At 60.0% G+C, this 12137-nt stretch carries 14 protein-coding genes; 3 read left to right on the top strand and 11 right to left on the bottom strand.

What is annotated here, in order from left to right; translation table 11 throughout:
- The 6 genes from DXT88_RS07470 to DXT88_RS07445 form a co-directional block, all read right to left on the bottom strand.
- Positions 1–695 (bottom strand): ABC transporter ATP-binding protein (locus tag DXT88_RS07470; protein WP_265212355.1); only part of this gene is annotated, 695 nt, incomplete at its 3' end.
- A gap of 19 nt (positions 696–714) precedes the next feature.
- Positions 715–1485: an ABC transporter ATP-binding protein gene (locus DXT88_RS07465; protein WP_016833190.1), complete on the bottom strand. Its 771-nt coding sequence runs from the start codon at positions 1483–1485 to the stop codon at positions 715–717.
- A gap of 44 nt (positions 1486–1529) precedes the next feature.
- Positions 1530–2747: an ABC transporter permease subunit gene (locus DXT88_RS07460; RefSeq protein ID WP_016833191.1), complete on the bottom strand. Its 1218-nt coding sequence runs from the start codon at positions 2745–2747 to the stop codon at positions 1530–1532.
- A gap of 29 nt (positions 2748–2776) precedes the next feature.
- Positions 2777–3706 (bottom strand): branched-chain amino acid ABC transporter permease, encoded by a 930-nt coding sequence (locus tag DXT88_RS07455; protein ID WP_016833192.1) that lies wholly within the window; start codon positions 3704–3706, stop codon positions 2777–2779.
- A gap of 471 nt (positions 3707–4177) precedes the next feature.
- Complete coding sequence (gene ispH, locus DXT88_RS07450; protein ID WP_265212349.1) at positions 4178–5143, bottom strand: 4-hydroxy-3-methylbut-2-enyl diphosphate reductase; 966 nt, start codon at positions 5141–5143, stop codon at positions 4178–4180.
- Between the two features lie 10 nt (positions 5144–5153).
- Positions 5154–5609, bottom strand: coding sequence for an FKBP-type peptidyl-prolyl cis-trans isomerase (locus tag DXT88_RS07445; RefSeq protein ID WP_016833195.1), 456 nt, complete (start codon positions 5607–5609; stop codon positions 5154–5156).
- 157 nt (positions 5610–5766) lie between these two features.
- On the opposite strand from DXT88_RS07445, the gene radC reads away from it, so the two are divergent.
- The 3 genes from radC (at position 5767) to rpmG (ending at position 7016) form a co-directional block, all read left to right on the top strand.
- Positions 5767–6441, top strand: a complete 675-nt coding sequence (radC, locus tag DXT88_RS07440) for a RadC family protein (RefSeq protein ID WP_016833196.1) — start codon at positions 5767–5769, stop codon at positions 6439–6441.
- A 146-nt stretch (positions 6442–6587) separates the two neighbouring features.
- Positions 6588–6824 carry a 50S ribosomal protein L28 gene (gene rpmB / locus DXT88_RS07435; RefSeq protein ID WP_099792380.1) on the top strand — a complete coding sequence of 79 codons (237 nt, stop codon included), beginning with the start codon at positions 6588–6590 and terminating at the stop codon, positions 6822–6824.
- A gap of 24 nt (positions 6825–6848) precedes the next feature.
- Positions 6849–7016, top strand: coding sequence for a 50S ribosomal protein L33 (gene rpmG / locus DXT88_RS07430; protein ID WP_016833197.1), 168 nt, complete (start codon positions 6849–6851; stop codon positions 7014–7016).
- Between the two features lie 126 nt (positions 7017–7142).
- On the opposite strand, the gene DXT88_RS07425 is transcribed toward rpmG, so the two are convergent.
- From DXT88_RS07425 to DXT88_RS07405, 5 genes are all read right to left on the bottom strand, one after another.
- Entirely contained in the window at positions 7143–7505 is a 363-nt protein-coding gene (locus DXT88_RS07425; RefSeq protein WP_265212341.1) for an MliC family protein, read from the bottom strand.
- 41 nt (positions 7506–7546) lie between these two features.
- Positions 7547–8743, bottom strand: a complete 1197-nt coding sequence (locus DXT88_RS07420; protein ID WP_016833199.1) for a DesA family fatty acid desaturase — start codon at positions 8741–8743, stop codon at positions 7547–7549.
- Between the two features lie 102 nt (positions 8744–8845).
- Positions 8846–10210: a mechanosensitive ion channel family protein gene (locus tag DXT88_RS07415; protein WP_265212339.1), complete on the bottom strand. Its 1365-nt coding sequence runs from the start codon at positions 10208–10210 to the stop codon at positions 8846–8848.
- 23 nt (positions 10211–10233) lie between these two features.
- Positions 10234–10866, bottom strand: coding sequence for a phospholipase D family nuclease (locus DXT88_RS07410; protein WP_407649274.1), 633 nt, complete (start codon positions 10864–10866; stop codon positions 10234–10236).
- Positions 10866–12122, bottom strand: coding sequence for an RsmB/NOP family class I SAM-dependent RNA methyltransferase (locus tag DXT88_RS07405; protein WP_029363199.1), 1257 nt, complete (start codon positions 12120–12122; stop codon positions 10866–10868). The genes DXT88_RS07410 and DXT88_RS07405 overlap by 1 nt, the downstream gene beginning before the upstream one ends.
- Positions 12123–12137: the final 15 nt, after the last annotated feature.

Raw genomic sequence — 12137 nt, 5'->3', positions numbered from 1 at the left:
CGCGGATCATTCAGCATGTCCTTGGCATTGCCGCTCATGGTGATCAGCCCCGACTCCATCACATAACCCCGGTGCGCCGCCTCCAGCGCCAGCTTGGCGTTCTGCTCCACCAGCAGGATCGTGATGCCCTGCGCCGACACGTTGCGGATCACCTCGAAGATCTTCTCCACCATGATCGGCGACAGGCCCATCGACGGTTCATCCAGCAGCAGCAACTTCGGATGGCTCATCAGCGCGCGCGCCATCGCCAGCATCTGCTGCTCGCCCCCCGACAAGGTGCCCGCCATCTGCCCGGCGCGTTCCTTCAGGCGCGGGAAGACGGTGAACCAGTGCTCGATGTCCTGCGCGATCTGCTGCTTGTCGTCGCTGGTGTAGGCGCCCATCAGGAGGTTCTCGTGGATGCTCATGCGGGTAAAGACGCCGCGCCCTTCCGGCACCATCGCCAGCTTTTTCTGGACCAGGCTGAAGGAACTCTGCCCCTTCAGCGGCTGGCCCAGGTAGCTGATGTGGCCTTGCACTTTCGAGTCCGGCAAGGTGCCGGTGACGGCCTTCAAGGTGGTGGTCTTGCCCGCGCCGTTGGCGCCGATCAGCGTCACCAGCTCGCCTTCGTTGACTTCCAGGCTCGCGCCCTTGACGGCCTTGATGCCGCCGTAGGCCACGCTCAGGTCTTCGATTTTCAAGATGTTCGTTGTCATTGTCGTGTGTCCTGCGGGCTTAATGGGAAGCGCCTAAGTAGGCTTCAATCACGGCGGGATTTTTTTGCACGTCCGCCGGCACGCCTTCGGCGATCGGCTTGCCGTAGTCCAGCACGGTGAGACGGTTGCACAGGCCCATCATCAGTTTGACGTCGTGTTCGATCAGCAGGATGGTCTTGCCTTCGGCCTGGATCTTCACCAGCAGTTCGCGCAGACCGATCTTCTCGGTGGCGTTCATGCCGGCCGCCGGTTCGTCCAGCGCCAGCAGTTGCGGTTCGGTCGCCAAGGCGCGGGCAATCTCCAGTCTTCTCTGGTCGCCGTAGGACAGGTGGCGCGCCGTTCTGGACGAGAATGTGCCGATGCCCACGAAGTCGAGCAGCTTCTGCGACTTGTCCTTGATCGCCGCTTCTTCGTCGCGGGCCGCCTTGTGACGGAACACCGCGCCGAAGACGTTCTGTTTGGTGCGCACGTGGCAGCCGACCATGACGTTCTCCAGCACGGTCATGTCGCCGAACAGGCGGATGTTCTGGAAGGTGCGGGCAATGCCGGCCTTGGCCACTTCGTGCGGGGCGCTCGGGCTGTACGGCTTGCCGGCCAGCTCGAAGCTGCCGGTGTCGGGCTGGTACAGCCCCGTGATGACATTGAAGAAGGTGGTCTTGCCGGCGCCGTTGGGGCCGATCAGGCCGTAAATTTGACCTTGTTCAATGGTGAGGCTCACGCCCGAGAGGGCTTGCAGGCCGCCGAAGCGTTTGCTGACGTCGGCGATTTTTAACAGGGTGTTGGTGCTCATGGGGGATTCGTCCTCTGCTGTCTTTTATATGCGCGTCGATGTGGTTACGCCTTGACGACGCCGACGGCGTCACTGCCGTGCGGGTGGTCGGCTTCGGGCCGGTCTTCGTGACGCGGCGACGGCCACAGGCCGGCAGGACGATTCAGCATGATGATCACCATGGCCAGCCCGTAGAGCAGCTGGCGCAGCACTTCGGCGTCGATCCACACCTTGCCGAACAGGCTCATCTGCACCGGCTCGACCACGTGGCGCAGCACTTCCGGCAAGGCGGCCAGGATCACCCCGCCCAGCACCACGCCGGGGATGTGGCCGATGCCGCCCAGCACCACCATGGCCAGCACCGCAATCGATTCGGTCAGCGAGAAGGATTCCGGCGACACGAAGCCCTGGAAGGAGGCGAACATGGCGCCGGCCACACCGCCAAACGACGCGCCCATCGCAAACGCGAGGAGTTTGACGTTGCGCGTGTTGATGCCCATGGCCTTGGCCGCGATTTCGTCTTCGCGGATCGCCACCCAGGCCCGGCCCAGGCGCGAGTCCTGCAGGCGGATCGAGAAGAAGATCACGCCGATGCACAGCAGCAGGAACAGGAAGTAATAAGCATTGACCGACGGCATGCTGAAACCGAGGAACTTGACGATCGAGCCCGAACCCGGCTCGCCGGCCAGCGAGACGCCGAAGACGCGGATCGGGTCGATCAGGTTGATGCCCTGCGGACCGTTGGTGATGTTCACCGGTGCGTTCAGGTTGTTCATGAAGATGCGGATGATTTCACCGAAGCCCAGGGTCACGATGGCCAGGTAGTCGCCGCGCAGTTTCAATGTCGGCGCGCCCAGCAAGGCGCCGAACAGGGCCGCGATCAAGGCCGACAGCGGCACGATGATCCACAGCGACAAGTGAATGCCGGTCTGCACGATCTGCGGGCCGCACACCATCACGAGGAAGTTGCCCACCGCCGGATAGGTGTTGACGAAGGATTGCAGCACGTCGGCGAACTGCGGCGAGGCCAGCAAGCCGGCGGTGTAGGCGCCGATCGCGTAGAACGCGATGTAGCCCAGGTCCAGCAGGCCGGCGAAGCCCACGACCACGTTCAGGCCCAGGGCCAGCATGATGTACAGCAACGCCATGTCCATGATGCGCACCCACGAGTTGCCGAACATGCTGGCAACGAAGGGGAAGGCGATCATGATGATCAACAGCGCCGCCAGGCTGATCCTGGCCTGCTGCGGGTTGCGTTTCTTGTCGAAGGTGAGGAAGGCCATGTCGGTCTCTCTTTGATATTTTGTTTAACTTAGGCGCGGTCGGCCACGCGTTCACCCATGATCCCCGAGGGACGCAGAGTGAGCACGATGATCAGCACGATGAAGGCGAAGATGTCCTGGTAGTTGCTGCCCAGGAAGTCGCCCGTCAGGTCGCCGATGTAACCGGCGCCCAGGCTTTCGATCAGGCCCAGCAGGATGCCGCCCAGCATGGCGCCGTAGATGTTGCCGATGCCGCCCAGCACCGCCGCCGAGAAGGCCTTCAACCCCGGCACGAAGCCCATGGCGAATTGGGCGGTGGAGTAGTTCGCCGCCCACATCACGCCGGCAATCGCCGCCAGCGCGGCGCCGATAATGAAGGTGACGACGATGACGCGATTCGAATCCACGCCCATCAAACCCGCAATGCGCGGGTTCTCGGCCGTGGCGCGCATGGCGCGGCCCATCTTGGTCTTCTCGACGATCAGGACCAGGCCGATCATCGCCGCCAGGGCCAGCAGCAACAGCATGATCTGCGTGGGCGAAATCAGCGCGCCGGCGATGTGCACCGGGTCCGACGGCATGATCTGCGGGAACGGCAGCGGGCTGCGGCCCCAGATCATCATGGCCAGCGTCTGCAGCAGGATCGACACGCCAATGGCGGTGATCAGGGGCGCCAGGCGCGGCGCATTGCGCAGCGGACGGTAGGCCACCCGTTCGATGATCATGCTGACGATCACGCACACCGGAATCGCGCCGATGATGGCGATGATCAGCTTGACGATGCCCGGCAGGTCCGGCGCCACGTGCTGGATCAGCTTCAGGATGCTCAAGCCCGCCATCGCGCCGATCATGAGCACGTCGCCGTGCGCAAAATTGATCAGGTTCAGCACGCCGTACACCATCGTGTAGCCCAACGCGATCAGGGCGTACATGCTCCCCAGGACCAGGCCGTTGATGATTTGCTGGATGAATATGTCCATGGATGCTTCCTAATTTGTGTAACGAATCAATGAAATGCCTGCGAGGGCAACGCCGGGCTCGCGCCCAGGCATGCGAGCGATAGAGCAAAAAACGTTCCCGATCGGCAGGCGCCGCAGCGCCCGCTATCGTCGGTGCGACCTTATGAGGTCAAACGGGAACGCTGGACGAAGCGAGGGAGAAGCGCGTCAAGATGGAGCGTGCAAGGGCAAGCTGGGGCAAATTCTCGGGGGTGCTCATGCGAATGGTCATGATCAGGGACGCTCCTTCTTTGTCGAAAGGTCTTGGGACGATCAAAAAAGCGAGTGCGCCTTGTGGGGACTCGCGGTTGGAGCGGGATTATACCTAAGCAGGCGCGGCAACTCGAAAAACCCTGAAAATGCCTTCCCAGCCTGCCTGTCCGCGTCATCCGCTGCATAAAAAAAGCGCACCGGAGTGCGCTCTTTTCAGACCCGGAGCAAACCGGAATCCCTTTATTCAGCTGTGCCGATCACGGAACGACCGCCGCCCAAACCCTTGGGCATCGGGAAGGTGACGTGTTCTTCAATGCCTTCAAGGATGCGCACGCTGCGCAGGGAGCCTTCCTTGATCCGGTCGATGACGGCCTGCACCAGGACTTCCGGCGCGGAGGCGCCGGCAGTGACGCCGACACGACGCTTGCCGTCCAGCCATTCCTGCTTGATCAGTTCGGCGTTGTCGACCATGTAGGCCGGCACACCCTTCTTTTCGGCGACTTCACGCAAGCGGTTGGAGTTGGAGCTGTTGGGACTGCCGACCACGATCACCACGTCGACTTGCGGCGCCATGAACTTGACCGCTTCCTGACGGTTGGTGGTGGCGTAGCAGATGTCGCCTTTTTTCGGCTCGGCGATAGTCGGAAAGCGTTGCTTGAGCGCCGCGATGATGTCGGTGGTGTCGTCCACCGACAAGGTGGTTTGCGACACATAGGCCAGCAAGTCGGGATCGGTGACCTGCAGCTTGAACACGTCGTCGACGGTTTCCACGAGGTACATGCCGGCTTCGGTCTGGCCCATGGTGCCCTCGACTTCGGGATGGCCTTCGTGGCCGATCATGATGATCTCGCGGCCTTCGCGGCGCATCTTGGCCACCTCAATGTGGACCTTGGTGACCAGCGGGCAAGTCGCGTCGAACACGGTCAGGCCGCGCTCCTGCGCTTCGGCCTGTACCGCCTTGGAAACGCCGTGTGCGGAAAAGATGACGGTGTTCCCCGCTGGGACGTCGGCCAACTCTTCGATGAAGATCGCGCCCTTGTTGCGCAAGTCGGCAACGACGTAGGCGTTGTGGACGATTTCATGGCGCACGTAGATCGGCGCGCCGAATTGCGTCAGTGCGCGCTCGACGATTTCGATGGCGCGATCGACGCCGGCGCAGAAACCACGCGGCTGAGCCAATAAAATTTCAGATTCTTGCTTGTCCATATCGAGCACCTTACAGAATCCCGATGATTTTTACTTCAAATTTGAGTGTTTGTCCGGCCAGCGGATGATTGAAATCGAACAGTGCGCCTTGCGCATCGATCTCGCGCAGCACGCCTGCAAAGCGGCCGCCGCCCGGCGCCGCGAAATCGACCAGATCGCCGACACGATAATCTTCGTCCATCGACGAGTTTTCTTCCAGCGTGGCGCGTGAGATGCGCTGAATCAATTCCGGATTGCGCGGTCCAAAAGCCTGCTCCGGCGCCAGCTCGAAGGTCTGGTGCACCCCCTCCGGCAATCCCAGCAGGCAAGCTTCCAGAAACGGCGCCAGTTGACCCTGGCCGAATTGCAGCGTGGCCGGTTTTTCCTCGAAGGTGCTGACGATGTTTTCACCGGTCAGCGAAGCCAGGCGGTAATGCAGAGTGAGATAAGCGGTTTCGGTGACGACCGGGACGGAGACGTTGGACATGAACAGTTTTCAGTAAGCGTGGCAGCGTGGCAAATAAGCGGGCCGATCGAGACAACATATCGAGACAACATAAACCGATACGGCAGCCCGCTATTGTAAGCCACGTTGCGAAGCTCCGTAAAAACCCCCTCGATTTTTGAGCATTTAAAAGGCCCCCATGGCAATCACCGATTGGCCGGAAGACCAGCGCCCACGCGAGCGCCTGATCCGGCAAGGCGCACACTCCCTGTCTGACGCCGAATTGCTGGCGGTGTTCCTGCGCGTGGGCGTGACGGGCAAAAGCGCGGTCGACCTCGGGCGCGACATGGTCGGGCATTTCGGCTCGCTACAGGCATTGTTCAGCGCACGGCTGGCCGATTTCTGCGGCATCAATGGCCTCGGCCCGGCCAAATACGCCCAGTTGCAGGCGGTGCTGGAACTGTCCCGGCGCGCCTTGGCCGAAGAACTGACGACCGGCACGACGCTCAGCTCGCCCAAGGCGGTGACGCATTATCTGCAGTTGCTGTTCCATGGCAAGGCGTACGAGAGCTTCGTGGTGCTGTTTCTCGACGTCAAGAATCGCCTGATCGAGGCGGAGGAAATGTTTCGCGGCACGCTGACGCAAGCCAGCGTTTATCCGCGTGAGATCGTCAAGGCGGCGTTGGCGCGCAACGCTGCGGGCGTCATCCTGGCCCACAATCACCCTTCCGGCGAGCCTGAGCCGAGCAGCGCCGACCTGTTGCTGACGCAAACGCTGCAACAGGCGCTGGGCCTGGTGGAGGTGCGCGTGCTGGATCACATCGTGGTGGCCGGGCGGCACACGCATTCATTTGCGGAGCACGGCCAGCTATAAGAACCAGGAATCTGGACGGCTTTTTTGAATTGTTAAATTCAATTCAAAACAACGACACAATTGTTTTCCGCAAGTCATTGAATAATCAATGTTTTTTGGCTATACTCTCTTTTTTTCCAATTTCTGGAATTTTTAAGGAGCACTCCATGGCACGTGTATGCCAAGTCACCGGGAAGGGGCCGATGGTCGGCAACAACGTCTCCCATGCGAACAACAAGACCAAGCGTCGCTTTTTGCCTAACCTGCAAAATCGCCGCATTTTCGTCGAGTCGGAAAACCGCTGGGTTTCCCTGCGCTTGTCCAACGCCGGCCTGCGTGTGATCGACAAAGTCGGCATCGATGCCGTTTTGGTCGATATGCGTGCTCGCGGCGTAAAAGTCTAACTAGCAGAGTAAAGGAAATCTATCATGGCTAAATCCGGCCGCGACAAAATCAAGTTGGAGTCGACCGCAGGTACAGGTCACTTCTACACCACGACAAAGAACAAGCGCACGACACCTGAAAAACTGGCGATCATGAAGTTCGATCCCAAGGTTCGTAAGCACGTTGAATACAAAGAGACCAAGATCAAGTAATTGATTTTTCTCTTGTCGTAAAAAAGCCCCGCGATTTGCATCCGGGGCTTTTTTATTGCCTGGCGTTGCTGACAACTCCAGGCCTTCAGTACAAATTCATGGCAGCGGGAAGCCACCGCCCTGCTCTCACCACTTTTCAATCTGTTTGCAGTCCTTGAGGATCGGCTCGGCATTCTCGCCCAGCGTTTCGTCAGCGAGGAATCCCTCCTTGCCCTTGCTCCACCAGATGTAGCGTCCGGCAGCGTATTTCGCGCCCGAGGCAGCAAGCACATTGACGAACAATTGGCGCTTGCCGGCTACCGGCAAATACGCCAAGGCTCCCGCGTTGGTATTGAGATAGCGAACCGGCAGACGCACGTCGCCGGCGCACTGGTAAATCAGGCGCTGCTGGCTCTGGATCTTGACATCGGGAAGATTGAGGCTGGGCGGTGTGGTCTTCGCCAGCGTTGCGCCGGGAAGCGCCACCGAAGCGGCGACGGCTGCGAGCAAAATTGCAGGAATAACCTTACTCACAGCCGATGGTGCAAATATCAAGCGTAGCTGCGCAGGCGCAATGCGAAGTCACGCAAGGCATGGATGCCTGACGCTTCAGCGCGGACACACCAGTCTTGCAACTGTTGCAGCAACTGTTCGCGGGTCGAATTGGAACGACCCCAGATCGCGCCCAGTTCCACGCGCATTTCGTGCATGGTCTGCAGCGCCTTGCTGTGCGTGAACAGTTCGGACAATTGTTGCTTCTGACCGTCTTCCAGCTTGGCCGGCTCACGTTGCAGCAGCTTCTTGGACGACTTCAGGAAACGCGATTCGAGCTTGGCCTTTTCCGCCAGATGCTCCAACTCGTCGGCCCAGGCGCGCTTGAGCGACTTGGCGTACTTGGACATGACGTCGTAGCGATTGGCGATCACGGATTGCAGCGTGTCGAAGTCGGCGACCAGCTTCTGGCGATCGAACTTCGGCGCCGGTGCAATCTTCTTGACCTTGGCCAGGCCCATGATTTCCAGAATGCGGATGTACATCCAGCCGATGTCGAACTCATACCACTTGGACGACAGCTTGGCCGAGGTGCCGAAAGTGTGGTGATTGTTGTGCAGTTCTTCGCCGCCGATGATGATGCCCCATGGGAACACGTTGGTCGCAGCGTCGTTGCAGTCGTAGTTGCGATAGCCCCAGAAGTGGCCGATACCGTTGATGATGCCGGCGGCGGTGATCGGGATCCACAGCATCTGGACAGCCCAGACGGTCAGACCGATGACGCCGAACAGCATGACGTTGATGATCAGCATCAGGCCGACGCCTTGCCAGCCGAAACGGCTGTACACATTGCGCTCTACCCAGTCGTCGGGCGTGCCATGGCCATACTTTTCCATGGTTTCGGCGTTCTTGGATTCAGTGCGATACAGCTCGGCGCCTTCCAGCAGCACCTTCTTGATGCCGCGCACTTGCGGGCTGTGCGGATCTTCTTCGGTTTCGCATTTGGCGTGGTGCTTGCGGTGAATCGCGGCCCACTCCTTGGTGACCATGCCTGTGGTCATCCACAGCCAGAGACGGAAGAAATGGCTTGGAATGGCGTGCAGATCCAGCGCACGGTGCGCCTGGCAGCGATGCAGGTAAATGGTGACGCCCGCGATCGTGATGTGGGTCACAATCAGGGTGTAAAAGAAAATCTGCCAACCGGTTGCGTGCAGCAAGCCGTTCGAAAGAAAGTCCAGAATCGAATCTACTGTCATTACCACTCCAAAAGAAAAACTTCACGGCAAAAGAGTTTGCCATACAACCTTTGCTGAGCAACTTGCCAAGTGAAGTTGCCACCATCTGGCACTTATATTCTTTTATTTACCGGCATTGTACGCTGATTGTGCATCCTTGTGCGCAGAAGATGTCATATCGTCAACACTTTGTTCAAAACTGCGCGGATCCATCAGCCGAATGTCGCGTTTTGGATGCGCCACCTGGATGCCATGGGTTTTGAACACCCTCCAGATAGCCCTATTAACGTCCGAGAGCACGTTCAGACGACCGTTTTCCGGGTCCGTGATCCAAAAACCTATTTCCAGCTGCAAACCGTCCTCGCCGATCTTGAGCAACAAGGCTTGCGGCAAAATCTGGTCGGATACGCGCTCCACCGCAAATGCGGCCTTCTCCAGCATAGACAACACCGTTTCGATATCGTCCTGATACAAGATCGTAACTTGTGTTGCCAAACGTATAATTTTTCGATTCAGCGAGTAGTTCTGGACCGGGGTCGACATGAACATTTCGTTAGGCAACACGGATTCAATCCCATCCAGCCCTTCGAGAATGGTGTAACGCGTGTTGATTTGCGTCACTTTTCCGAAATAACGGTCCACATTCACCATATCACCGATCGCCAGGCTGCGTTCGAGCAGGATGACGAAGCCCGATACGTAACTGCTGGCGATTTTTTGCAGACCCAGACCCAGACCGACGCCGAGCGCACCGCCGAACACCGACAGCACCGTCAGGTCGATGCCGACCGCCGACAGGCTGACCAGGATCGCCACCAGGATCAGGATCGCCCGGACCATCCGCGCCACCACCGTGCGCAGCGACAAGTGCATGGTGTTGAGCTTCATCATGCGGTCTTCCAGCATGGCGCCGGCCCACAGTGCAATGATCAGCGTCACCAGCACCGAGGCGGTGGCCTGGAGGATGGTCAGCAGCGAAGTCTTGTGGCGGCCCAGCGGCAGCATCGTGGTGTCGAGATAATCGACCAGATCCGGCCACATGCCGGTGATGTAGAGCAGGACGCAGATCCAGACCAGCGTGGCGAAGACTTTTTCGAACAGCTGGAGGAAGGCGCCGGCGGTGGTTTCCTTGACGAAGATGCGACGCAGGACATAGAACACGAACCGCATCGCCACCTGCGAAATCATCAGCGGCATCATGACGTGCCACAGCGTCACCGGCAGCTTCAGGCGGATCAGCGCCAGTCGCGCCAGCGTCAGCAGGATCAGGATCAGCAGCGGCGACAGCACGCGCACGAAACTCTTGACGCCGATATGCACCACGCTCTGCTCGTCGCCGCCCGACAGCGTGAACAGCTTGCGCAGCCAGCGCGACAAACCCCAACCGCAGGCCACGCACAAGGCGATGATTGCGAGTTGGCGCAACAGCTCCGTCGGCGGCAACTCGCCGAACAGGTAATCATAGAAATCGGTCAGCAAAGTTGACATGATCTTTCTTGGCGATGAATGGCCTAGCGGTCGGCCCGATAAGCTTCGGCTTCCTCGAAATGACGCATCCAGTTGGCGGCGTACTTTGCCGCCAGCGGCGGATTCTTGCGCGCGATCAGGATATTTTCAGCATTCTTGTTTTGCGCCGACCAGGTGAAATTATAGCTACCGGTGATCACGGTGGCGCCGGCGCCGGCGGCATCGATGACGATGACCTTGTTGTGCGCGCTTTTATATCTGGTCTCTTCCCGCACCGTCACGCCGGCGGCAAGCATCGCGGCGACGCGTTCGTGGCCGAGCTTGTTGAGCTGGCCGGCGTCGACCAGCACGCGCACGTCGACGCCGCGCTTGCGGGCGGCGATGAGCGATGTGGTGAGCGGCTTGCTGGTCAGGATGTAGGCTTGCACCAGCACTTGCCGGCGCGCCTGGTCGACCGCGGCGGTCAGCAGGCCTTCGATGTCGTCGCCTGGCGTAAAGGCCGCTTCAAGCGTTCCTTGCGCCGCCAGCGCCTGCCCGCCCGCGTCGAAAGCCTGCGCAACTGGCGCGCCCGCGCAGGCGATCAGAGCGAACGCGGCGAGATGGCTTGCATGTCGCCGCATACCGGACAAGCCGGACAGACCCGACAGCATGGTCACCGCCCGCAACATCCGCAACATTACTTCTTGCGTTCCAGCACGGCTGCGAAGAAACCGTCGGTGTGATGCACGTGCGGCAGCATCTTGAGGTAGTCGCCAGTGTCCAGGTCGATCTTCTGTTCGGCCAGCACCGTGTTCATCGGCACCAGCGTGAAGTCCGGATTGGCTTGCAGGAACTGGGCGACGATGTCTTCGTTTTCCTCATTGAGGAAACTGCAGGTGCCGTAGACCAGGCGACCGCCGGCTTTCACCAGGCGTGACGCGCTGGTGAGGATACTGATCTGCTTGACGTTCATTTCCGCCACGGTCTCGACAGTCTGGCGCCATTTCATGTCGGGATTGCGGCGCAGCGTGCCAAGGCCGCTACAGGGCGCGTCGACCAGCACGCGGTCGATCTTGCCGGCCAGACGCTTGACCTTGGCGTCATTCTCGTGGGCGATCATGACCGGATGCACGTTGGACAGGCCGCTGCGCGCGAGACGCGGCTTGAGCTTGGCCAGACGTTTTTCCGATATGTCGAAGGCGTACAGACGACCGGTATTGCGCATCGCTGCGCCCAAGGCCAGCGTCTTGCCGCCTGCGCCGGCGCAGAAATCGACCACCATCTCGCCGCGCTTGACGCCGACGATCTGGGCCAGCAACTGGCTGCCTTCGTCCTGCACTTCAATGGCGCCATCCTTGAACAGCGGCAGGTTCTGCAGCGCAGGTTTTTTAATCACGCGCAGGCCCAGCGGCGAATACGGCGTCGCCTCGCAGAGAATCGGCGCTGCAGCCAATGCTGCCATGACGTCTTCGCGGTTAGCCTTGATGGCGTTGACGCGCAAGTCCAGCGGGGCTGGCTGGTTCAACGCCTCGGCCATTTCCATGGCGGCGGCTTCGCCGTCACGTGCAATCAGCTTGTCGAGCAACCATGGCGGCATGTTGGCGCGCATTGCCAGCGGCAATTTATTGCGGTCGATCTGAGCGGTGCGCGTGAGCCACTCGACTTCTTCCGGCGACAGGCCGGCGATTGATTCGATACTGACCGTATCGACCAGGCCGAGCAGCGCCATCCGGCGCATCATCGGGCCGACGCCGGATTCGGCGAAATTGGTGAAGACCGACTTGTTGCGCAAGAGGCCGTATACCGCTTCGGCGATAACGCCGCGTTCGCGGCCGCCGAGCTTGGGGTTCTCGCGGAAGTAGCGCGACAACGTGACATCGGCCGGGCCGGCGAAACGCAAGATTTCACGCAAGACTTCTTCCGTGTGGGGAACGATTGCGGGTGGCAATCTCATACTGCTTCCTTCAAA

It is taken from the genome of Herbaspirillum lusitanum (genome assembly GCF_026127345.1).
Classification (GTDB): domain Bacteria; phylum Pseudomonadota; class Gammaproteobacteria; order Burkholderiales; family Burkholderiaceae_D; genus Herbaspirillum; species Herbaspirillum lusitanum.
The sequence above is the reverse complement of the archived record's forward strand: the minus strand, read 5'-3'. Positions and strand labels throughout refer to the sequence as shown.

What these genes read in the sequence shown, in the direction of transcription:
- rpmB (WP_099792380.1), top strand. Translation starts at nt 6,588, where the DNA reads ATGGCACGTGTATGCCAAGTCACCGGGAAGGGGCCGATGGTCGGCAAC.
- ispH (WP_265212349.1), bottom strand. Translation starts at nt 5,143, where the DNA reads ATGGACAAGCAAGAATCTGAAATTTTATTGGCTCAGCCGCGTGGTTTC.
- DXT88_RS07460 (WP_016833191.1), bottom strand. Translation starts at nt 2,747, where the DNA reads ATGGCCTTCCTCACCTTCGACAAGAAACGCAACCCGCAGCAGGCCAGG.
- DXT88_RS07465 (WP_016833190.1), bottom strand. Translation starts at nt 1,485, where the DNA reads ATGAGCACCAACACCCTGTTAAAAATCGCCGACGTCAGCAAACGCTTC.
- DXT88_RS07455 (WP_016833192.1), bottom strand. Translation starts at nt 3,706, where the DNA reads ATGGACATATTCATCCAGCAAATCATCAACGGCCTGGTCCTGGGGAGC.
- DXT88_RS07445 (WP_016833195.1), bottom strand. Translation starts at nt 5,609, where the DNA reads ATGTCCAACGTCTCCGTCCCGGTCGTCACCGAAACCGCTTATCTCACT.
- DXT88_RS07415 (WP_265212339.1), bottom strand. Translation starts at nt 10,210, where the DNA reads ATGTCAACTTTGCTGACCGATTTCTATGATTACCTGTTCGGCGAGTTG.
- radC (WP_016833196.1), top strand. Translation starts at nt 5,767, where the DNA reads ATGGCAATCACCGATTGGCCGGAAGACCAGCGCCCACGCGAGCGCCTG.
- rpmG (WP_016833197.1), top strand. Translation starts at nt 6,849, where the DNA reads ATGGCTAAATCCGGCCGCGACAAAATCAAGTTGGAGTCGACCGCAGGT.
- DXT88_RS07420 (WP_016833199.1), bottom strand. Translation starts at nt 8,743, where the DNA reads ATGACAGTAGATTCGATTCTGGACTTTCTTTCGAACGGCTTGCTGCAC.
- DXT88_RS07405 (WP_029363199.1), bottom strand. Translation starts at nt 12,122, where the DNA reads ATGAGATTGCCACCCGCAATCGTTCCCCACACGGAAGAAGTCTTGCGT.
- DXT88_RS07410 (WP_407649274.1), bottom strand. Translation starts at nt 10,866, where the DNA reads ATGTTGCGGATGTTGCGGGCGGTGACCATGCTGTCGGGTCTGTCCGGC.